Raw genomic sequence first — 22,111 nt, 5'->3', positions numbered from 1 at the left:
ATGTCGAAATATAGCTAATGATGTCCAATCGGCAGATGGGGGAGTGCTGAAGGGTTTACCGACGGGAAGGACGCTAAGATGTTAACCTCAGGGGGAATTCAAATGAAATGGTTCGGAAACTTGAAAACAGCAACAAAAATTATCTCAGCTTTTATGGTTGTCTCTTTAATTCTGGCGGGCCTTGGAGCATACTCGATATTCACACTTCGCAGCAGCAATCAGAATATGAAAGAAATGTACAACAATAACCTGATCTCAGTGAGAGACTTATCCGCTGCTGAAATCAGTTATCAGGTCAACCGGGTATATACGCGGGATATGAGTAACACAACAGATGCAGCAAAAATTGCGGATTATCAGGAAAAGATTGCGTCTTCCCGGCAGGATATTGCCGAGATGGTGGACAATTATCGGCCGCTGGCGACAACTGCCAAAGAGGTGGAGCTGCTTAGCGCTTTTGACAGGGAATATGAGATGTATCAAAAGCTGTTTGATGAAGCGCTCGTTCTGGCGGAACAGGATGACCCGGCTGAATTTAATACATTCCTGACCACACAATTATCTGTGCAGGGTGAGAAAGTGCTTGACAACCTGGACGGGCTGATCGGAATTAACGTGCAGCTGGCCGAGGAAGCAAACCGCCACTCGCAGTCTGCTTATTCTTCCTCCCTGGTGCTTACCATTATAGTTATCGCGGCTGCAGTTATCATCAGTATTCTCATCGGTTACCTGATCGCCAGATCCATCTCCAAACCGCTTCTGCAGATGCTGCACCTGGCCTCAGAGGTGGCGAACGGTGATCTGACTCAGCAATCCGATATTTCCACCAAGGATGAAGTAGGCCAGCTGGCTGCTGCCCTGAACCGGATGGTTCATAACCTGAAGGACCTGATCAACGGGATCGTCATGAATTCACAGAGTGTTGCCGCGTCTTCCGAGCAGATTTCGGCTAGCACACAGGAAATCGCCGGTACCAGCACTAACCAGTCTGCGGCCGCAACAAATATTACTGAACTGTTCAAAGAGCTGTCGCTGGCGATTGATTCCGTAGCCTCCAGTGCCGAGGAAGCAGCAGAGCTGTCGAATGAGACTGTTCGTACGGCCCGGGAAGGCGGATATGTGGTTGAGACTTCGCTGCAGGGAATGCAGACCGTTAATCACCAGATGAAGCAGCTTGAAGAGGACTCCAGCAAAATCGGAGACATCATCGAAGTGATTGATGATATAGCCGAGCAGACCAATCTCCTGGCGTTGAATGCCGCGATTGAAGCTGCACGTGCCGGAGAGCAGGGCCGGGGCTTCGCGGTGGTGGCGGATGAGGTCCGCAAGCTGGCAGAGCGCAGCAGTGATGCTACGAAGGAAATCACGAAGATCATCAAGGCGATGCAGGAGAATACGAAGCAAAGTGTCCGGGCTGTAGCAGAAAGCGTAGAACAGTCTTCGATGACCAGCCAGGCTTTTGAACAAATTATCAGTATGGTTAATAATTCTTCACTCAAAGTCAATGAGATTGCTGCCGCATGTGAAGAGGAATCCGCGCAGGCGGCCGAAGTAATGAGCTCGGTCCAATCCATTGCCGCCTCCAGTGAGGAATCCGCAGCGGCTTCAGAGGAAACGGCAGCTACCTGCCAGGCTTTGGCCCTGTTATCCGAGGATTTAGCCCAGTCCGCAGCCGCGTTCAAGACTCATTAATTCTACAGACTGAAGGTGAAGCCATGTCAACCTTACAGAAGGAACAGTATATCGAGCTTGCTGTAGGAGCCGAAACCTGTGCAATCCGTATCGAAGAAATTCATGAAATTATCAAAATGCTCAGCATTACAGATATCCCGTTCACCCGTAATGAAGTGAAGGGTGTGGTCAATCTGCGCGGTAAAGTAGTCTGCGTAATGAGCCTGCGCAATCTGCTGGGGATGGCTGATGAGCCGTACACCCGGAATACAAGAATTATTGTGGTTAACTACCGGGAGGAATTCGTGGGTCTCATTGTGGACAAGGTTAATAAAGTGACTACGTATGCCGAGATCCATCCTCCGGCAGGCGGACACAGCCGCAGCCGCGAAGCGGTCTTCCACGGAATTGGTCAACGGGATGACCAGCTGATTGGCATTCTGAAGCTCGAGGAAATATTGGGCGGTTAGGAAGGGGAACTGGTAATGATGATGGAACTGTCTGCCTACCGCGATATTTTCATAGAAGAGCTGAATGAGCAGTTGGAGCGGATCGACCAATCTCTGCTCACCTTGGAGCAAGCTCCGGCACCTGAGCTGGTCCAGACAATATTCCGTGCAGCCCATACGATCAAAGGGTCGGCCTCAACCATGGGCTTCCGTGAAATGAGCGATCTGACGCATGAGGTTGAATATGCCCTTGAATGGGTCCGGGAGAAGAAACCGGAGATTACCGGAATTTTGATTGATACGCTCTTCCGGGCGCTTGACGCCATGAAGCTGCTGCGCACGCAATATATCAGCGGCGGAGAGTACGACGACTGCAGCGCTGTTGTTGCGGAGATCAAAGCATTGATTAATCTGCCCGCTGAACCGCAGCCGGTCCGGCTGCCGGTCTTAAGTCCAGCGGAGATGCTTCAGGCCGAAGAAGCTGCGGCTGCCGGATATTCGCTGCTGTCCCTTGCGGTAACGCTGAAAGAGGAATGCCAGATGAAGGCGGCGCGGCATTATATGCTGCTGCAGCGTATTGAAGACGTAAGCGGAAAGATCATTGCTGTCGCGCTGCCGGCAGCGGCGGCCGCGGGAGCAGATGAAGACTCGCGTTACAGCCGGTTTGCTGTAGTAGCAGCTGCCGGCAAAGAAATTCAGCAGGTAACCGAACAGCTGGCAGGTGATTCAGATGTCCAAAGTATTGTCATCACTCCATTCGTGCCCGGTCCTTCAAGCGTTACTGGCGGAGCGGCGGCGGTTGAACCGTTACTGGCGGGGCCTCCGTCTTCCCTGAACAAGGAACAACGGGGGAGCAGCGCCCAGCCGACGGTACGGGTCAGCGTGGAACGCCTGGATCATCTGATGAATCTGGTAGGCGAGCTGCTGATCGAGCAGACTTCTCTGGCTGATCTGAGCGCAGCCGGGCAGCGGAACGATCCGGCTAAGGTATTGCCGGGTATAGGCGGAGTATCGGATCATATGGGCACTATAATCAAAGAGCTGCAGGAAGGTGTAATGAAGACCCGGATGCTGCCGATAGATCAATTATTCAACCGTTTTCCGCGCCTGGTCCGGGATCTCGCCCAAAAGCTGGGGAAGGAGATTGAGCTCGTGATCCAGGGCGGCGAGACCGAACTCGACCGGATGATTATCGAAGAGCTGAGTGATCCCTTGATCCATCTGATCCGTAACAGCACGGATCACGGGATTGAAAGTCCGGAGGTCCGGGCAGAGCGGGGGAAATCTCCCAAGGGGACGATCACGCTAACCTCTTACCACGAGGAGAATCAGGTGGTTATCCGTCTGGAGGACGACGGGCAGGGGATAGATGCCGGCAGAATCAAAGCTTCTGCGCTCAGCAAAGGAATCATTAGCGAAGAAAAGGCCGGGTACTTAACGGATCAGGAAGCCATCCACTTGATCTTTGAACCAGGCTTCTCAACGGCTGCCGAGGTAAGCGAAGTATCAGGCCGGGGCGTGGGGATGGATATCGTGCGCAGCCAGATTGGACGGCTTAACGGCATCATTGATATTGAAACGGTGCCGGGCAAAGGCACTGTGTTCATTATCCGCCTGCCGCTTACACTGGCCATCATTAAGGGGCTGCTGGTGAATGTTTCCGGCCGGGTACTGATCCTTCCCATGTACAACGTGGCGGAGATTGTGCGAATCTCACCGGATGAGATTCAGGTTGTTCAAGGTGAACAGGCCATTATCAACCACGGGCGGATTGTGCCGCTCTCATGGCTTAGAGACAAGCTGCATTACCCGCGGACCGAGCGCAGCTCCAAGACCATCCCGCTGGTAATTGTCCGGTCTGTAGACCGGATCGCCGCTCTCGCCGTCGATGAGATTATTGGGAATCAGGAGGTGGTGATCAAGTCGCTGGGTGCGTATCTGGGGACGATGAACCATCTCTCCGGCGCAACGATTCTGGGGAACGGGCGGGTTGCGCTGATTTTGGATGCCTCCTATCTGGTCAGCCATTGAGATGTTTTCCAAGCCGGGAAGAACGCCGGATTGCTGTAATTAAATCAGATACGCAAAAAACCGGAAGATCCGCAGCACACTGCGATTCTTCCGGTTTTTTGCGTGCCGCCAGCTGTAAAGCGGAGTTACTTCCTGTGCGGTACTGCCCTGGGGCACTTGATCTGCAGCTCGATGGCCTGCTGATTCATCTGCAGCTCATCCATATATGCCTTGACCTTCATCTGCAGCTTGTGCAGCATTTCAATATGCATATCATGAATACGGTCTTCGATACAGAATGCCGAACAAGCCAGATATCCATCTGTGTAGGATTTGGTATCATCCACTACCGTATTCATTTTTTCTTTGTAAATCCGCTTTACTGGGCCGCTTTCGGGTTTGATTTCATAGTAGCGGTTCGTTTCCACCAGCAGTCTCCAATGACTGGCCTCGACATCATATTCATCCTTCTCCAGCTGTACGGTCACTTTAAAGATTTTAATAGGACTGTTCATGTTGATAGAAACCTCCTGCAACCCCAATACTTATGTTCAATTCTCATTATAGGACTCAGAGATTATAGCATGCGCCAGCCGTTTTTCCCACTGGAATATTAGGTAAGGGGATGTACTGAAATGTGATAGCAGCAGCGAAAATTGTAGTATATTTCCAAGGGATCGTTTACAATAAATCCATTATTGTCCTTGATTGACAATGATGAAACCAACTCATAAAAGGAGATAAAAGATGAAGAACACCGCTGCAAAAGGACACCCGGTCATTTTCTCGCTGATGCTGGGAGTTGTCCTGACCCTTCTCGTTTCAGTAGCATCTGCAGTAGCATCCATTCAGGAGTTTGAGGACATGGGGGTAAGAAATGCCCAGGCCTGCGCCTTCCTGGTTATGGCCGTCATCGTTACTGTATATATGAAGCGGAGGGATTCCTCACTGGAGAGATTTGGCTTCCGCAAGCTTGACGCCAAGCAGGCCGTGCCTGTGCTGTTCTACATCCCACTGTTGATTATTGCGGTAGCCCAGCCGGTTATGTCTGGAATCAATGTCGAGATGACGGCTGCTGAAGTGATCAGTATCGTGATCATGACTATGCTGGTGGGTTATACTGAGGAATCCATTTTCAGAGGAATCATCAGAGATAAGCTGAAGCATAAGGGTCCTGTATTTTATATTGTTTTCTCGTCTGTATTCTTTGGTGTTCTACATATGGCCAACGCGTTTGGCGGAAAAGATATCATAAGCACGCTTCTCCAGGTTGCCAATGCCCTGCTGCTTGGCTGTGTACTCGCCCTGCTGATTGAGGCAGGCAACAATATTATTCCGCTGATTGCCTTTCATTTCATTTATGATGCTCTGGCGTTGGTCAGCAATGACAATGTGGTGCAAGAGGTTCTGCTGGTGGGTATTCTGAATATCATGTACCTGCTGTATGGCATTTATTTAGTAATTGAATTAACCCGGCGGAATAAAAATCATAGCCTGTCAATGTAAAATTAACCGGCCGGCATTCAGGAAGTTATCCCGGATGCCGGCCGGAAATCCGACTAATGATAACGCATACATGACATAGAGACAGCATGCGGGAGCAAATAATATTTACAAAGAGTAATCGTTAGACATGGGCTTTCTGCTCATAAAGAGTAGGGAATATCAGGAATTATGGAGGGATATGCAGTTTTTTGAAGTTTTAAATTTTATCGATCCCAGTGTATAATGTAGACATCACCAAAGGAACCACAAGCAACAATTCACAGGTGGTAACCATAGGTGATTGCCTCATTCCTAAATTTAGCAATGAATGAAGGAAAGGAGAGAATCCCGATGTACTAGCGTTAGCGAAGCGTGCCGGAATCGGCTGCTGATAGGAAGGTGGATGATAACATCTTCTGGCAGATCGTGGGTATGCGGGAACCCAAGAGCAAATCTTTGAAGGTGAACCAAAGCTATTCATTCAAGCAAGAGTGATCTTGCGGAAGAAAGAGCGTGATTCCGTTGAAAAAGGTTAGCGAAGCGTACTAATACGATTGTTCACAGCAGGAAAAGCGTCCGTGAAAACGTTTTTCGTGAAATCGTGTACGCGGGAATCCACCCCATATGCAGGACATGGAGCAACACTCCGAAGAGGAGCGAACGGGCAACACGGTAATATGAAATTAGAACAATCACCATGTCAGGGATATGGCTTTGTTATCAGGAGGAAACGATTGAAGTGAATACAGGAATTAACACATAAATCCCCGTGCCTCAAGCAATCAGGCAGCGGGGATTTATGCGTATATACATAAGTGCTCCATTTCGCCAGTCCGGCTGAATTGGAGTTTTTTTGTTTAGAAATTAACCCTGTTAGGCAACACTAGACTCCATAAGTTAGAGATATCAGCAGCAGGGAGACATCAGCATGAAATTTTTACCAGCAATTCTTTCCCATTGCTTTGGTACTGCTGGTAATGCTGCTGCTCTCACTTATATATGGGGCGGACTGGAGCAACTTTCTGCCTGTGTTTGAGAAGGGCGTTCATCCTGTTGTTGAAGGTACAATAAATTTCATGGCTTATCCCAACAGTGAGGTTGCGTTAAGTCTGTTCCTGGTCCCATTGATGAAGAATAAACAAGCTTATAAAAAGGCACTGATCCACAGCACGTGGATTACCGGCATCACCTTAGTATTACTTACGGCACTATACCGGACTCCTGATACCGCTGGCCCTGGCCAGTATTCCGCTGGCGATGAATGTCTGGGATAATCCTTCCGTGATTGCCGAGCTTAATGAAGTCTGGTATCTGAATGTATTTAAGCAGGGGGCGGAACCCAATGTCTGATCCGATTAAAGCTCAGGTCCAGCAGCAGTTTGCCAGAAATGCCGGGAAATATGTGACCAGCAGCCATCATGCCCAAGGGGAAGATCTGGCGCTGCTCGTAGCTGCTTCACAGGCTCACGGAGATGAACGTGCTTGATATTGCCACGGGCGGCGGGCATGTCGCAAATGCGCTGGCTCCGCTGGTTAAACAGGTGACAGCCTTTGATCTGACTGAAGAAATGCTGAAGTCGGCAGCTGCCTTTATTCAGGGAAACGGTCATTTGAATGTTCATTTCGTCAGAGGAGATGCAGAGGCGCTGCCATTCGCTGCGGATACCTTCGAGCTGGTCACCTGCCGGATTGCAGCCCACCACTTCCCGGAGGTTCAGGCTTTCATCTCCGAAGCTTACCGGGTGCTGAAGCCGGGCGGAAGGCTCCAGCTGATTGATAATGTTGTGCCGGAGGACGAAGCGCTGGGCGGATTCTATAATGAGGTGGAGAAGCTGAGAGATCCCAGTCATGTCCGGGCCCTGCCCAAATCGGAATGGATTCAGAGGCTGGAGCATTCAGGCTTCCGTCTGGAAGCGTTAATATGCTTTGCCAAGCCGTTTGAATTTGCCTCCTGGTGTGAACGGGCAGGTCTTACGCAACTGGAGCGGGAACGCGTAGAAGCCGCCTTCCGGCAGTCACCACAGGCAACCTGGGATTTCTTCAGCGTACGCGAAGAAGGCGGGGAGCTGCTTGGTTTCACCGGAGAAGCGGCTTATTTGCAGGCTTCTAAAATCCCTCTGGATTAACTAGCAGAGGTGCGATATACTCGCCGAATACGTCAGGCGGCGGGTTGTTACGGCCCCGCATATTGTCCCGGGTCAGCACGACCACCGTCTCGAGCTCCGGCAGTACATATACAAACTGCCCGGCATAGCCCCGTGCATAATAATAATCCACAGCAGCAGACTCTCCGGTTCTGGTATCACCCGTTATTGTGTCTGTCCACCAGTGCCAGCCGTATCCGCCATGGCGGGGCGGCTCAGTCTGCATAGCGGGCTGTGCCGAACGTGCTACCCATTCGCTGGAAATAATCTGCGAATTCTCCCAAACTCCCTGCTGTAGATACAGCTGTCCGAAATTCAGCAGGCCGGTGGGCCGCAGCTTCAGCCCGTAGCCGCCCGTATGGATGCCTTGGGGATCAGTCTCCCATTCATACTCCGTAATTCCGAGAGGTCCGAAGAGATATTGTTCCGCGAATCTTGCTGTGCTCATTCCCGAAGCCTGCACCACAATAGACGACAGCAATTGCGAAATCCCTGAGTTGTACTCCATCCGGGTACCCGGTTCATCCGCGAGCGGCTGCTCCAGCACATAGTTCACCCAATGGGGGGAGCGGGTCATCTTGGGGAAGGAATTCGCTCCGCCGAACTCGGTCCAGCGAAAACCGGCAGACATGGTGAGCAGCTGTCCGATTGTAATTTGCTGCTTGCGTGTATCAGCATCGCGGCTGAGCTGCGGGAAGAACTCGCTGAGTGGAGCAGAAGGACCGGAAAGATGACCCTGGTCCATCGCGATACAGACCAGCGCTGACAATATGCTCTTGGTGCAGGAGTTGATCTTGGCAATCTCGGAACAGGTGCGCTGATCTCTATAATGTTCAAAGATCAGACGGCCTTGCTGCTGGATCAGACAGCTCCGCAGATTCAGTGGTTCTAGTGAGGCAGATAATGCTGACAGATTCATGGTAGTGTCCTTTCGGTATGTCGTCCGGGTAGCTTTTATATCATGCTGCCCATGATGCTGCCTTCCTTGTTTTATGATTTGCAGTGATCTTGGATAGATTCGGCTTAATTATCTCAATCTGTAGTGAAGAAGTCCAACTCACCCGTCCGGCTGAAAGATTTCTTGTACCGACAGCTTAATTAGGAAGTGCAATAGAATCAGAGACAACTCCGAAAGTTGATCCTTTGATATAAGCCTGGTTCTGCAGAGCTTCCAGCTGTTTGGCGGTTCCTGTGACGACGGCGCCAATGATTGTGATATCGCCCGGCTCCAGAATATCATTATCCCCGGCCAGGCTTTCATGAACCTGATCTGCTTCCCAGGTGAAGTTCTTACCGTGCTTGCGCAGCTGCTCGACACTGTTAATGAAGGAGTTCACACCACCGTAAGGGGCGAACTGCTCGCCATGAAATCCGTAGATAATCATCGAATCAGCCGCGATGGTTTGCCGCGTTTCCTTCAGGTATTTTTTATAAGAGGGGGTATATGCATCCGTCCATAACCAGACAGACTGCACCCCGGCAGGCAGAAGCTTCTGGGTCTCTTCAAGCGTATAGGCTTGGTCAAAAGACAAAGCGAGCTCCACGAGAGTATCGTCTTCCAGCTGCTTCAGCTGGCTGATGCTGTCCTCATATGAATCATAGGCAATCTCCGGATGGTAAAAGATCATTTCCCGGTCCCCTGTGGCAGAGTTATAACGGTGCGGGGAAGCTGCACTTAGCTGCTCCGGCAGAGAAATCGCTCCGAATGCGCCATACCTGCCGGTGGAGCGGCCCAGCAGATTATAAGTTTCCTCGATGGGCTGCCAGATATAAGGTTTGTTTCCCAGCCATTTGTAAGTCTGATTGTAGGTTTCGCCTCCAAAGCTATCCAATTTGACCGACTGGTTGCTGATGTGGACATTGGGGGCGCTGATCTCATTTTTCCAGAGAATCTCTGATTGCACCTTGCTGCCCTGAGCCAATCTCAAATGATAGAGGCCATACCAGATAACGGCGAGTATGATGGGGGTTACGACAACAATGATGCCAATGGTCTTCAGGGTGGAGCGGAGTCTGGCTTTTTGAATGAGCTGCTGAGTCTGCTTCCCTCCGAAAATAAACTGGTCCTGCTCCTGATTCTGATCCATTTAATATTCCTCCCCATAGTGTTTGATAAATTGGTTTTTGGCGCGTGTGACATGGGTCTTCAGCGTGTTCTCATTCATACCGTACAGGGATGAGAGCTCCTTGTAGGTCAGGCTCAGCTCATATTTGAGAATCAGCAGCTCCTGATGCTGCTCAGAGAGCCGAGACAGTGTGTCGCGGATATTCTGGGCGGTTTCCCGCCTCAGCAGCTGGATCTCCGGCAGATGGGTTAAAGAAAGAAGTTGAATGTCTTCAACATCGACCGTGGGATGACGTTTATCTTTCCTCTTGAGATCATAGAACTGATTGGTCGCGACACGGAACATCCAGCCCATGACTTGTTTCGGGCCGATGCCATCCTGATAGATTAAGTATTTATAACAGGTGTCCTGAACGATATCTTCAGCATCCTCGCGTGCGAGTCCGCGTTTTCTTAAGTACCGGTATAGTAAAGTTCCGGCTTGCTGCAGAAATTGATGAATGGTTTCTTTGGCCATGTCCTGCCCCCTTCCCCTATACAACGCTAAGCTCCGTGAAAAGTTTACAGCAGCCGTTACATCCAGTATTCCTTAATTATAAATGTTCACTACCAGCAACAGCTTCAGCAGTTCAGTTAATATAATAACAGTATGTAAAATATTAGCTGCAACGGAGGGTATCTATGTATCAGGATAAGGAATTGGTGATTCGGCCCATAGCTGAAGGGGATCTGCCTAGACTGTGGGATCTGGTGTATAAGGAAGAAGTGCCGGAGTGGAAGAAATGGGATGCGCCTTATTATGAACACAAGCGGATTCCGTGGGAAGCGTATTACGCGAACAGAGCCGAGATTGTTGGATGCGGGAATAATTGGGTAATAGAAATAGAGGGCGTGGTAATAGGCGACGTCAGTTACTATTGGGAGCATGAACCCTCCCTATGGCTGGAAATGGGCATTATCATCTATGATCCGGCATACTGGAGCAACGGTTACGGGACGAGAGCCCTCAAGCTATGGATCGGACATCTGTTCAATACGTATCCGTTAGTCCGTGTAGGCTATACCACCTGGTCGGGAAATGAGCGGATGATCAGGACAGGAGTCAAATTAGGCATGACAATGGAAGCGAGGCTCCGGAAATGCCGGTACTACGACGGGAAGTTCTATGATTCGATCCGCATGGGACTGCTTAGAGAGGAGTGGGAGGCGTAGGATGGAAACTGTCAGCCGCTGGAGCAGCTGAAGATTCACCTGCAAAATTAGACAAATAAGTATGTAATTGCTGTATTTTGCATGAAATGAAACAATTAAAATGCTTGTTTGTGAAAAAAGACACAATATTGTGAAAATTATCACGTTGTTATCATAAAATTTTAATATATAATAAAGTTAATTAAAAGAAACAGGGGGAATTAAAAATGAAATTATTCAAAGTTCTAGTAGTAGCAGGGGTATCAGCAGCATTGTTGTCGGGTTGTGGATCGAATGATAATAACGCAGCAAACAATACTGGTGCAGCAGCAACAACAGCTCCAGCCACTGAGCAGACGGATGCCGTAACAACAGCTTCGATCGTTAACCAGGCAGATGCCTTCACTGCTGCTGTAAGCGAAAGCGGCAACTGGATTGTAGCAATCCTGAATGATCTGACCGTTGATAAAGATGTTGTTGTAGCCGGTGAATTCCATGACAAAGGCGACGCAACTGCAGCGATCTACCGTAAGCTTGCCCTGTATGCACAGGATGCAGACCACAAGGTAACAGCTACTTACACGCTGACAGCACCTAAAGTAACTGTACAGAGCGAGAACTTCCGCGTTCAAGGCGGTACCATCAAAGGTGACGTATATGTAGAAGCTAACGGATTCAACCTGTACAAGGATGCTACCATTGACGGCAACCTGTACTATGCAAGTGAAGATGTGAAGGCTACTGCTGTGATCGAAGGTACTGTAACCGGAGCAAACGAAGTTAAATAATTTAATCTAATAGAGTAATTGCAATATTTTATTGATTACACACAGCCTGTAGACAGGTCCTTAGGGGCTTGCTCTATGGGCTTTTTTGTATTCTGTCCGGAAATATTCTATAGTATTATGGAAGGTATTGTAAGCGCAAACACATGGGATGGACAGGGGATGGAATGATTCATGAAGAATAGCCGGAGATTGGGCATTGCTGCCGGAGTGATTCTAGCTTCCGTAGCCGTACTCTATTTACTATTGTATATGTATGAAAGACCGGGAGGATGGTCAGACCAGAAGATGTCCCGCTCACTTGGAATGGACCAGACACTCCAGATTCCGCTTGGCCAAAGTCCTGAAGAAGCTGTCCGGCTGTTCCGCGGCTCTGACTCAATGACAGTCATTCACCAGGAGCCTGCGGCCAGAGGAGAGCTGGTATTTCTTACCCGGGCAGGCCAGCAGGATAGCAGTAACCTTCAAGTAGAATATGTCCGCAAAACCTGGATCGGATGGAAGTGGGTATGGGGAGGCGGCTACGGAATGGGCGGAGATCCGGACAGCTCTGCAATAAATTATATGTGTTTTCCTGAATTGGAGCATATTTCAACGCCTTTTCCCATGGTGATCGGAGACGTTCTGGACCCGGCCATTCAGCATATTACAGTCAAGCAGAAGGAGGCAGGGACGGATAAATCTGAGGCGAAGCTTATTAAAGTCGGATCAGACCGGACGATTTGGTTCGCTTTCCAGCCGGCTACGGCGGGTGTTCCGTTTGAGATTGAAGGACTTGATGATGCGGAGGGAATGATTGCCTCCAAAATAATAACAGACGCAAGAGACAGCGGGTCAATTCCGCTTGGTGAATGAGAATAAAAAAGTGCGGGGGCTTCGCACAACCTTCTATGGTGGAAGTGTTGCACGAAGTACAACAATTCCCTTGTAATATCAGCCTTAACCGCAAATTGTTGTACGAAATGCAGCATTCCTCCGTCATCACGCCGATAGATGGGTGAATTCCTGTATTTCATACAACAATCCTCCCAAACACTCAGTTATCATAAGCCCGAGTTGCAAAACGTACAACATTTCTATTTGAGCCTGAAAAGCAGACTAAGACTCCGGCAGCCGTGCGGACACGGACTGCCGGGGTCTTCGTCTGTATTTGTGATCTGTTCCCAAGAATAACTAATGTTATGTTATGCCGGCAATACAGAAGTGAGGGATTCCGTATAGGGTGCGGATTCCAGTTCTTCAACCGGAGCTGCTCTAAACTGTAAATGATACAGATCCGCATAGAGTCCGTTCTGTTCCATGAGAGAATCATGTGTGCCTTCTTCGACAATTGCCCCATGATCCAGAACAATGATCCGTGAGGCTTCACGCACTGTTGACAGCCTGTGGGCTATCACAAGGGTGGTCCTGTCTTTCATCAGCAGATCAAGCGATTGCTGAACCAGCCGTTCGGACTCATTATCGAGTGCCGAGGTCGCTTCATCCAGCAGCAGAAGCGGCGCATTACGCAGAAAGGCTCTGGCGATAGCAAGGCGCTGCCGTTGACCGCCTGATAGAGTAGAGCCGTGTTCACCGATCAATGTGTCGTATCCTTCGGGCAGACGCATAATGAATTCATCTGCACCTGCAAGGCGGGCAGCTTCCCTGATTGCTTCATCGCTGGCATGATCAGCGCTGAATGCGATATTCTCCCGGATGCTGCCGGAGAATAAGTAGGGATTCTGCGGCACGTAGGAGATCATCCGGCGGGCCGCTTCGAGCTGATCGTGTACGGAATTCCCGCACACGGTAATGCTTCCGGCCTCCGGTTCGTAGAGTCCGCAGCACAACCGTACAAGTGTCGTCTTGCCTGAGCCGCTGGGGCCGACAACAGCAACAGTCTCGCCATGCTTCAGCTCAAGATGGATCCCGCTCAGGCAGCTTCCCTCCTTGGACTGGGGGCCTGCGAAGCTGTAGTGCAGCCCCTGTATATGTAGCACCGGAGCTTCACTGGAAGCTGCAACTGCTGCTGCTGCTGCTGCAGTAACTGGAGCCTGCCCGTAACCAGAGGATTCTCCTTCCCGGGGAGCATCAAGAATCTCGAATACACGGTCAGCCGCACCAAGTGATTCCTGTACCCCGCCCCAAGTCTGCGACATATGGACGAATGGCCACTGTACACGCCCCATCAGGATGATGAAGGCAAGCACTTCACCCGCTGAGGTCTCTCCCCGCAGCGCCGACCTGGCAATAAGGATCGCGCAGCTGATCATTACAACATTGTTGATGAATGCAGAAGAATGCCAGAGCAGTGCGTTCAGCAGCGTTTTTTGCTTCTGCAGCCGGTTCAGCTGCCCGCGTTCTGCTGCATACCTGCTCAGCAGGGTATTCTCCAGTGAAAATGAACGGATAACCTTCATGCCCTGGAGGGTCTCCTGCAGGATTCCCCGCAGCAAGGCTTCCTGGGCATAGATTTGTGTGTATAGCTTGCGCAGCCTGCGGTCAAAGAAACGTCCGGACAGAAATACAACAGGGCCCGTGCCCAGCGCAAGGAGTGCAAGCCAGACATCCATATGGGCCAGATACAGAAATGCAACCAGGCAGAGCAGCAGATTATAACCCAAATCGTAGACCAGGCTGCTGATCATCCCCATGGCAGCTCCGGCATCCTTGGTGTTGCGTGAGGTCAAATCTCCGGAATGCATGGTTTCCAGCTGGCGGTAAGTGAGCCGGTGGCTGGCATCAAACAGCTTCGTCCGGAAATCCCAGGCGATCCGGCTGTGCACTGTGAAGCGGAGGTAATGCTGAAGCATAAGACAGACAATGATCAGGAAGCAGGCCAGCGAACAAATTAGGGTTATCCGTGTCAGTGACTGCATATTGGTACTGTTAATTGTATCTATGAAAACCTGCTGAATCGTAGCAAACCCGACATCCAGGGCAAGCCTGGCCATTAGCAGCAATATAGCTGCCAGGAAGCCGATCCGGTATGGCTTGACATAAGGAAGCAGCCGCTTGAGGGCTACCCGGAGCCGGATTCGGCCGGATGAAGATGAGTTAATATTCATTAGATATTCCTCCTCCGGCGGCAGCCTCTGTCTGGACGCCCGCCTGGGCCATAGCGTGATATTTGCCCTGCAGAGCCATTAGCTCCCCATGTGTACCCTGTTCAACAATTGCTCCATCCTCCATGAAGTAGATATGATCCGCGTGCCTGATGGTTGACAGCCGGTGGGCGACCACAACCGTTGTCCGGTTCGTCATCAGTACGCGCAAGGCCTGCTGGACAATCTCCTCATTATGGCTGTCAAGCGCAGCCGTAGGTTCATCCAGCAGCAGCAGTCCCGGCTCACGGACGAAAGCCCGGGCAATGGAGAGCCGCTGGCGCTCACCTCCCGACAGCGTAAGCCCTCTTTCTCCGATGACCGTCTCATACTGCAGGGGAGTCCGCATAATGAATTCATGGATGCCTGCATTCTGCGCGGCGGCGATCACCTCTTCACGGGAGGCTTCCGGCCGTCCCCAGACAATATTCTCGTATAGTGTTCCAGAGAACAGATAAGGCTCCTGGGATACATAGGCGATACGGCTGCGCCAGCTACGCGGCGGAATGGCTTGTAAGGACACACGGCCATGATGAATGCTTCCTCCGTCAGGCGCATAAGCGGCAAGCATAAGCTGAAGAATGGTGCTCTTGCCGCTCCCGCTGGCTCCGGCGAAGGCGGTAACCTTTCCCGGCTCAATCCGCAGATGAATATCCGTTAGCACCTTCGTTTGTCCATAACCGAAGCTGACATTGCTGAATGTAAGCGGCTGCTGTCCGGCAACGGTCAGATTGACTCCCTCAGTCCATGCTTCATCCTGCATTCCTGCCGTCTTAAGACCAGCAGAATTGCCGTCTTCTTCAGATAAATCCATCACCTCAAATAAACGTTTCCCCTGTGCCAATGAAGACTGCAGTTCAGTCCAAAGGTTAGCAAGCTTCGATACCGGATTCGAGATTTGCTCGAAGCAGATCAGAAACGCGGCAACGGCACCCACATCCAGCCGGCCGCCGATGACCAGGTAACCGCCATAGGAGAGAACGTACAGCAATCCGCCAAGAATAACGGCCAATGGCATATTGTAACCTACAGCCTCTATCCGTGAGACGGGCAGGTGAACGGTGTTGAATTGCCGGACTCTGCCCGTGAACTGCCGGAGCAGACGGGGGGCAAGGGAGAAGGCACGCACGACCTCAGCACCCTGTATCGAATCCTGGACGAATGCCTGCTGAGCGCTTTCAATACTCTGCCGCTGTTCATTCATCGTACGAAGGCGGGAAGTGAAGGGGAGCATCACCAGCGGGACCAGGGCACAGATAATAATTGTCCCCAGTGTTAGAGCGAATTGCAGGGACAGAAGATAAGTGAGCAGAAATGTGATTTGCAGCAGATTGCTGATCAGGTCAATCGTCTTCCGGTTTATCCCCTGCTGTGCGGCTGGAGCAGAGTCATTCATCCGGCTGATCAGATCGGCGGAATGATAACGGTCCAGATCCTTCATCTGAACATTCAGTATTCTTGTCAGCATGGAGATCTGAAGCTTAGAGGTGGATTTGATCTCCAGCAGCCCTGAGAGATATGTATTCAGAAAGTTGGCTCCGGCATCCGTAATTACGATGACAGCAGCAAAGGCCATTCCCGCTGTCAGACCGGAAGTATTGTGGTTGGTTGCCGCATTGATAATCCGCCGCAGCGACTCAGCCAGACCTACAGTTGTGAGTGAGATGACTGCTGCCAGAACACACAGAATGATGTACCAGCCTGTATAGGGTTTGCCGAGCTTCAGCAACCGGATAAATGTATTCTGGGCAGCGGCGGGCTGTTCATTCAGCGGCGTTGTCCCGGTATTCGTAATCCCGTTCAAGTGGACCCCTCCCGTGTTATCCATTTATGAAATAGTCTTTGTCCAGCATAACTTTAGCCGTCAATGCTAGCAGACTGCGCAAAGTATCGGTTCTAAGCACGTAATACAGCCGGTGATCCATCCGCTGGATGTCCAGCAAATCCAGGAAGAACAGGAAATTGGAATGATATTTCACAGCAGCAGGTGTAATACCGAGGGCTGTGGCAATTTCCTGGCCATAGTGTGGACGCTGCTTCAATAACATCAGGAAGTCCAGCCGCCGTTTATCCGAGAAGGTTTTGAGGAATAATTCAGTTTTCTCCCTGTCTGCTGCAGGTCCGTATACCCGGTCATTATGTACGCCGAAAATGACCCAGCCGACCCGTCCGGCATCCGTATGGAACTGTAAGAAGCTGTTGTTGACCTGTGAGACAAAGCTGACATGGAAAGTGGTAGGGATGTCGAACAGTGAAGGCTCATTCTTGTGGACTTCACGAATGAAAGCCTCCGGATTGCTAAGGAACTGGGCCTCATACTTGCGGGAGGCCTGCTCGGAAAGCTCACGGATCCGTTCTTTCCAGTGAGCAAAAACATCCTGGTTGAATTGACGCAAAAGCTGCAGATACCGCAGCTTGGTCTCCTGAGGATGAGCAAGACATTCAAGCAGCGGCGCATGAGCTTCTGCAACCTCCGGTTGAGGTTTTGTGTTGGACACCAGATCTGTAAGCGCCACAAGATCCTTTTTGACAATCTCCCAATCGTTGCCTTTCAATAATGCCTCCATATTATCGTTGTAGACGCCGTAGACCATCTCTGAAACGATATGCTCCGCAGAGCTGTTCTCCAGCCGGTTAATCAACTCCTCTGCGGTCAGCGCTTCCCGGTGAGTGAAGACTGATTCGAATAAGGGGAAATCCAGGGCATTATGAAAGAAGTCATACCGGAAGAAAAACATCAGCTCACGGGTGAAGTGAGGTGACAATAATCTGCGTGCATCCTCGAAGTAGGTTCCCAGCAGCTCATCGGTTTCGATTTTGTAATCCTTGGCCAAGTCTGCCACCTGGTCTTCACATGCAAGCATTGCCATGGAAACCACAAGCTCGACAGCTTCGTTGTACGCAAAACGGATATTCTTCAGTAAGGTCTCCTGCAAAGTATCATTCATAAGGCTAAGGTCCTCCAGTTCAGTGATTAAATTTAATATTAAATATTAGGTTGAAGTCGTCAACATTTAATGACGACTTAATGTTAAAATAAACCATATGCAAGAACTTGTAAAGTGAATATTGTGTGTGCGGACGCCAATCTTCCGGATGGAGATTTATTGATATTGTGGAAGAATGATGAATGGAGGTGTAGAATACATAGGAGCTGTCAGTTCAGAAATAAATATCTGAGAGGTGTTCTCATTGAGGAAATGGATTATTATTGCCCCGCTGCTGCTTAGCTTAACCGGTACGGCGACAGGCTTCGCTGCTCCGGCTGTACAGCCGGGGGTTACGGTTACAGTCAACGGCCAGCTGGTGAATTTCGATGTGCAGCCGGTAAATGATCAGGGGACGGTGTATGTTCCCCTCCGCTTCGTGGCGGATGAGCTGGGCGGGATGATTGTTCCGGGGAACAATAAAGCAATCATAATCTCCAAAGGAACCATTACGCTGAGTATAACGGCGGGGTCTACCGCAGCCTACAAGAACCAGCAGCCCTTCACGCTGGCAGCCGCTCCGAGACTGGTGAATGGAAGAATGCTGGTGCCGCTCCGGGTGCTTTCTGAGGTTTTTGAAGCAACGGTCACCTACGCAAACGGTCAGGTCGAGATCACGCAGGAAGAATCCGTACAACCCGCCGGTCCTGGTGTAACAGGGAATTCGGTGGGCAATCTCAACAATTGGGGCTTGTATGCGGCGGACAATGAATGGATCTATTTCAATAATCCGCAAGACTCGGGGAGGCTCTATAAACAGAAGAAGGACGGTACTGATCTTCAGAAGCTCAGCGATGACGAATTTGCAGCTTATATTAATCTTGTAGGCGGAAAGCTGTATTATACGGGCGACAACAACAAGCTGTTCAGCATGAATACGGACGGGTCGGAACGGACGATGATTCGGGATTTTGCCGTCGGGAAGAACCTCGTGTCGGTTGTTGATGACTGGATCTACTTCACGCAGGGGAACTCCTCAATGAATAAACCGCTATACCGGATGAAGACCGACGGCAGCTCCAGAACGGTGCTTGAACAGTACGGGGTATCCAGCCTGGCGGTGTATGGCGGCAAGATCTACTATACGATTGACTTCAGCAAGCTGTTTGTCATGGATCTTGACGGGAGCCACAAGAAGAAGCTGCTGGATGGCGGATACATCACTAATATAGTGATGAAAGATGATATCATGTACTTCAATTACAAAGAGCATGTATATACGATGAACATAGATGGAACCGGATTAACTCAAATTTCCGCTTTGAATGGCAGGGAGATGAACCTGAGCGGAAACTATTTGTACTTCAGCAATTACTCCGAGTACAGCAAGAAGCTGTTCCGGCTCAATCTTAGCGATTATACCAGCGAGAAGCTGGGCGATGACAAGACCTTATATATCCATATCGTGGATAATAAGCTGTATTATATGAATGCCGCAATCAACCGCTTTGTAGAAGTTGACATCGAATAGATGAAGGGATGATTACAATGACCATGGCCGCAAATGCACCTGATCTTACATCCAGACTGTTTAACCTGAGTGTGGATCGCCTGATGACAGCCTCACCCGAAGTCCTGTACAAGGCTTGGACGAAGCAGTTCGACCGCTGGTTCGCGGCGCCGGGAACGCTGATCATGGAGGGCCTCGTGAATACTCCGTTCTTCTTCGAGACCAGGCATGAGGAACAACGTTACCCGCATTATGGGCGGTTTCTGAGCCTTGAGCAGGACCGTCTGGTGGAATTGACCTGGGTTACAGGTGCGGGAGGGACGAAGGGGGCGGAAACGGTGGTCCGGGTAGAGTTTGAGATTCAAGGATCTGCCACGCTGCTTCGCCTGTTCCATGCCGGCTTCCCGGATGCGGAATCCAGGGACCGGCATGAGCAGGCGTGGCCGATGGTGCTGGCGCAGCTGGATAAGGTGATGGCGGCAGAGTAACAGAGTGGGATGCTGCACTCAAGGCACCGGTAATATTGAGGGATGCGCGGATTAAGCCAGCTGTGACATGTATTCATAGGCTGTAAGGCCGAAGACACTTTTGAAATGGCGGTTCAGGTGAGTCAGGTCTGTGAAGCCGCATTCCGCTACTGCCGAATAGACATCTTTGGTCTTCTCGATCGATTGTCTGGCATGCTCAACCTTGCAGTTCAGGAAGAATTGGTAAGGCGAGATGCCTGTATGTGATTTGAACTCGCGGATGAACTGGTATTTGGACAGGCCTAACTCCTGTGAGATGTGATCAAGCTTAAGCACTTGGCCGAGGCTGTAGTACATCATTTCCTTGGCCTGCTGAACAAAGGCATTATCGGTATGCATGGCGGCTTCGATTTCGGTGTGGGCGGCCAGATGGGCCAGCTGTAGCAGCAGTTCACTGCAAAGTGCGCTGTCAGCGCCATTCTGGACCGCTTGATTCAAGGAATAGATGGATTGCGCCAGCTCCCTGTCATAGACGATAGGCGAGGTGAACCGCAGTTCCTGCTTGCCCAGAATCTCTGCAAACATGTCCGGCTTGATATAGAGCATGACATAATCAATACCTTCTCTATCATAGGAATTGCCGTCGTGGTACTGTTCGGGGTTAAACAACATGACACCGCCCGGATGGGAGGAGTGCAGGCTGCCGGCCAGATGGTATTGCTGGATACCGCGCAGTGTTACGCCCAGGGCATATTCTTCGTGACAATGCTTTTTGTAAGTGAAATCCGTCATGCTGGCCGATAAGGCGAGAATCTCTGCAGACTTTCTATAATTGAATTGTTCCACCTTAATCACCGCCCTCTATATAATTCCGGATACCATTACAGCAGAGTATACTAGAAAAAGTGCCATGATACTATTCATCACCCGCTGATGCCGCTGCAGAAAGCTCTTGAATATGGAGCCGAATATGACCCAGGTAGTGAATGCCAGAAACCCGATCACAGTAATTACCATAACGAAGATGAAGGCTGCTGCGGGTGAACTATAATAAGGCATAACATATCCCGGGATAACGGTCAGCGTGAACAGCAGCACCTTCGGATTGGCGAATTGCATCAGCAGCCCGGAGACGAAGCCTGAGGATTGCTGAGCTGCGGACTCGTTACGGCCCATCCTGTAGACCTGATAGGCGAGATAGAGCATATACAGGCTGCCGATGATCTGCATAACGTCGAGAATATGCGGAATGAAGTCTGCAAGCATGCGGTTCAGCAGAGCGGAGGCGGCAAGCAGCAGTCCGAATGCCACGGTGGCTCCTCCAACGTAACCCATCGTTTTTCTGGCCCCGTGATGCTGCACGGAGGATAGAATGACAATATTGGTAGGGCCGGGTGTGAAGGTTACCACAATACAATAGATGATAAAAGAAACGATATTCATGATGACCTCCAGGTGAAGTAGTCACATGAATATACACCCGGCAGGGAAATGGCTATAGTACATTATTGCAGGTATCACTAGAATAAAGGGCTGAATGCTTGCGCAGGGAGGTTGATAACACAGATGACCGCGAGCTTCCTACAGGCTCTTTCGGAAAGAGGGGGACACTTGAGGAGAAGATGTTTGAAGTCTATGAGACGGAAGAGGATGCGGCAGGTCTGTATATAAGTGGGCCTATGACGAACCAGGACTCCTCGCATCTGTTCAAGAAGGCGCTGGTCTACCAGGTGAATCCCGATGGAGGGGGCTTCGCAATAAACACCGGGAAGCAGAAGCTGCATCCCGGTGCTGAAGTGACAGGCAGGAAATGCCTGACGGAGCTATTCCATTATCTGAACAGTAACCTGTTGCCTGGCGAACAGGTTGAACTCTATTCCTGCACGGCCTATGGTACAGACCGTTTCCTTGAGCCTAGGTGCAAAGAGCTTGACCGTAACATTCACCTATCTGCATTTCAGCTGAAAGAGGATTTCGAATGGCTTCCCCGCCAGTTCATCGTGATCAGCAACTAAGCTGCACGGCAAATTTTACAGCAGGTTCAATATTCCCATTATCATAACGAAGGATCCGATCCATAAAGTTACGGCCCCGGAGAAGCGCATGGAGCTAATATAGGCGTCGCTGGGTTCGGCATCACCCTTCGTTTTCCAGCCTTCACTCATCCGCCAGCTGAAGGTGGGATTTCTGCGTACATATAAGCCAAATGCGTTGATGGCAATTCCGAATATTAAGATGACGATTCCGGCAAAAGTTCCGATGATAATCAGCTCCTCTGTATATTCACTGTTAGTAGTTATTAATTAATACGTTACTTGTCTAAT

21 protein-coding genes and 1 pseudogene are annotated in these 22,111 nt (G+C 50.4%); 12 read left to right on the top strand and 10 right to left on the bottom strand.

Translation table 11 applies throughout. The features are described 5' to 3' along the window. Positions 1-102: 102 nt before the first annotated feature. Genes PBOR_RS21575 through PBOR_RS21565 form a run of 3 tightly spaced genes read left to right on the top strand, consistent with a single transcriptional unit; the run spans position 103 to position 4,151 of the window. Positions 103-1,692, top strand: coding sequence for a methyl-accepting chemotaxis protein (locus tag PBOR_RS21575; protein ID WP_042215227.1), 1,590 nt, complete (start codon positions 103-105; stop codon positions 1,690-1,692). 23 nt (positions 1,693-1,715) lie between these two features. Then, entirely contained in the window at positions 1,716-2,141 is a 426-nt protein-coding gene (locus tag PBOR_RS21570) for a chemotaxis protein CheW (protein WP_042215224.1), read from the top strand. A 15-nt stretch (positions 2,142-2,156) separates the two neighbouring features. Continuing rightward, positions 2,157-4,151 (top strand): chemotaxis protein CheA, encoded by a 1,995-nt coding sequence (locus PBOR_RS21565; protein ID WP_245647857.1) that lies wholly within the window; start codon positions 2,157-2,159, stop codon positions 4,149-4,151. 125 nt (positions 4,152-4,276) lie between these two features. Here PBOR_RS21565 and PBOR_RS21560 read toward each other — a convergent pair whose 3' ends face one another. After that, a complete protein-coding gene (locus PBOR_RS21560; protein WP_042215221.1) occupies positions 4,277-4,645 on the bottom strand; it encodes a hypothetical protein in 369 nt (122 codons plus the stop codon). Positions 4,646-4,877: 232 nt separating this feature from the next. Between PBOR_RS21560 and PBOR_RS21555 the strand changes: the two genes are divergently transcribed. From PBOR_RS21555 to PBOR_RS35070, 3 genes and pseudogenes are all read left to right on the top strand, one after another. Further along, positions 4,878-5,636: a CPBP family intramembrane glutamic endopeptidase gene (locus PBOR_RS21555; protein WP_042215219.1), complete on the top strand. Its 759-nt coding sequence runs from the start codon at positions 4,878-4,880 to the stop codon at positions 5,634-5,636. 935 nt (positions 5,637-6,571) lie between these two features. After that, on the top strand, positions 6,572-6,889 hold the full coding sequence (locus tag PBOR_RS21550) for a GerAB/ArcD/ProY family transporter (protein ID WP_281192359.1): 318 nt from the start codon (positions 6,572-6,574) through the stop codon (positions 6,887-6,889). A gap of 68 nt (positions 6,890-6,957) precedes the next feature. Then, positions 6,958-7,741, top strand: a pseudogene (locus PBOR_RS35070) (class I SAM-dependent methyltransferase). Here the strand turns inward: PBOR_RS35070 and PBOR_RS21540 are convergent. From PBOR_RS21540 to PBOR_RS21530, 3 genes are all read right to left on the bottom strand, one after another. Beyond that, positions 7,722-8,678 (bottom strand): serine hydrolase domain-containing protein, encoded by a 957-nt coding sequence (locus PBOR_RS21540; protein ID WP_042215214.1) that lies wholly within the window; start codon positions 8,676-8,678, stop codon positions 7,722-7,724. The pseudogene PBOR_RS35070 and the gene PBOR_RS21540 sit on opposite strands and share 20 nt — an antisense overlap. A gap of 175 nt (positions 8,679-8,853) precedes the next feature. Next, positions 8,854-9,846, bottom strand: a complete 993-nt coding sequence (locus PBOR_RS21535; protein ID WP_042215212.1) for an anti sigma factor C-terminal domain-containing protein — start codon at positions 9,844-9,846, stop codon at positions 8,854-8,856. Then, the gene (locus PBOR_RS21530) at positions 9,847-10,341 is read right to left on the bottom strand and encodes an RNA polymerase sigma factor (protein WP_042215210.1); all 495 of its coding nucleotides are present in this window, start codon (positions 10,339-10,341) and stop codon (positions 9,847-9,849) included. A 164-nt stretch (positions 10,342-10,505) separates the two neighbouring features. Here PBOR_RS21530 and PBOR_RS21525 point away from each other — a divergent pair, with 164 nt between their 5' ends. The 3 genes from PBOR_RS21525 (at position 10,506) to PBOR_RS35065 (ending at position 12,655) form a co-directional block, all read left to right on the top strand. After that, entirely contained in the window at positions 10,506-11,036 is a 531-nt protein-coding gene (locus PBOR_RS21525; protein ID WP_042215207.1) for a GNAT family N-acetyltransferase, read from the top strand. A gap of 206 nt (positions 11,037-11,242) precedes the next feature. Further along, positions 11,243-11,803, top strand: a complete 561-nt coding sequence (locus PBOR_RS21520) for a polymer-forming cytoskeletal protein (RefSeq protein WP_042215205.1) — start codon at positions 11,243-11,245, stop codon at positions 11,801-11,803. A gap of 171 nt (positions 11,804-11,974) precedes the next feature. Continuing rightward, positions 11,975-12,655 carry a hypothetical protein gene (locus tag PBOR_RS35065; RefSeq protein WP_245647856.1) on the top strand — a complete coding sequence of 227 codons (681 nt, stop codon included), beginning with the start codon at positions 11,975-11,977 and terminating at the stop codon, positions 12,653-12,655. Between the two features lie 329 nt (positions 12,656-12,984). On the opposite strand, the gene PBOR_RS35625 is transcribed toward PBOR_RS35065, so the two are convergent. From PBOR_RS35625 to PBOR_RS21500, 3 genes are read right to left on the bottom strand one after another with little or no spacing between them, the layout of a single operon-like run. Next, positions 12,985-14,847, bottom strand: coding sequence for an ABC transporter ATP-binding protein (locus PBOR_RS35625; protein ID WP_052429589.1), 1,863 nt, complete (start codon positions 14,845-14,847; stop codon positions 12,985-12,987). Then, positions 14,837-16,687, bottom strand: coding sequence for an ABC transporter ATP-binding protein (locus PBOR_RS21505; RefSeq protein WP_042215203.1), 1,851 nt, complete (start codon positions 16,685-16,687; stop codon positions 14,837-14,839). Before PBOR_RS21505 ends, PBOR_RS35625 begins: the two co-directional genes overlap by 11 nt. A gap of 16 nt (positions 16,688-16,703) precedes the next feature. Further along, positions 16,704-17,831 (bottom strand): winged helix-turn-helix domain-containing protein, encoded by a 1,128-nt coding sequence (locus PBOR_RS21500; protein WP_042215201.1) that lies wholly within the window; start codon positions 17,829-17,831, stop codon positions 16,704-16,706. A gap of 244 nt (positions 17,832-18,075) precedes the next feature. Here PBOR_RS21500 and PBOR_RS21495 point away from each other — a divergent pair, with 244 nt between their 5' ends. Then, entirely contained in the window at positions 18,076-19,341 is a 1,266-nt protein-coding gene (locus PBOR_RS21495; protein WP_042215199.1) for a DUF5050 domain-containing protein, read from the top strand. 23 nt (positions 19,342-19,364) lie between these two features. Further along, complete coding sequence (locus PBOR_RS21490) at positions 19,365-19,808, top strand: SRPBCC family protein (RefSeq protein WP_425415549.1); 444 nt, start codon at positions 19,365-19,367, stop codon at positions 19,806-19,808. Between the two features lie 51 nt (positions 19,809-19,859). On the opposite strand, the gene PBOR_RS21485 is transcribed toward PBOR_RS21490, so the two are convergent. After that, positions 19,860-20,633: an AraC family transcriptional regulator gene (locus PBOR_RS21485; RefSeq protein ID WP_042219746.1), complete on the bottom strand. Its 774-nt coding sequence runs from the start codon at positions 20,631-20,633 to the stop codon at positions 19,860-19,862. Positions 20,634-20,648: 15 nt separating this feature from the next. Further along, complete coding sequence (locus PBOR_RS21480; RefSeq protein WP_042215195.1) at positions 20,649-21,230, bottom strand: LysE family translocator; 582 nt, start codon at positions 21,228-21,230, stop codon at positions 20,649-20,651. Positions 21,231-21,409: 179 nt separating this feature from the next. On the opposite strand from PBOR_RS21480, the gene PBOR_RS21475 reads away from it, so the two are divergent. Continuing rightward, positions 21,410-21,802 (top strand): hypothetical protein, encoded by a 393-nt coding sequence (locus tag PBOR_RS21475; RefSeq protein WP_218918846.1) that lies wholly within the window; start codon positions 21,410-21,412, stop codon positions 21,800-21,802. Positions 21,803-21,817: 15 nt separating this feature from the next. Here the strand turns inward: PBOR_RS21475 and PBOR_RS38490 are convergent, their stop codons facing one another. Further along, positions 21,818-22,003: a DUF6199 family natural product biosynthesis protein gene (locus PBOR_RS38490; protein ID WP_483823614.1), complete on the bottom strand. Its 186-nt coding sequence runs from the start codon at positions 22,001-22,003 to the stop codon at positions 21,818-21,820. Positions 22,004-22,111 lie beyond the last annotated feature (108 nt).

This window comes from Paenibacillus borealis, assembly GCF_000758665.1.
Taxonomy (GTDB): domain Bacteria; phylum Bacillota; class Bacilli; order Paenibacillales; family Paenibacillaceae; genus Paenibacillus_AQ; species Paenibacillus_AQ borealis.
The sequence above is the reverse complement of the archived record's forward strand: the minus strand, read 5'-3'. Positions and strand labels throughout refer to the sequence as shown.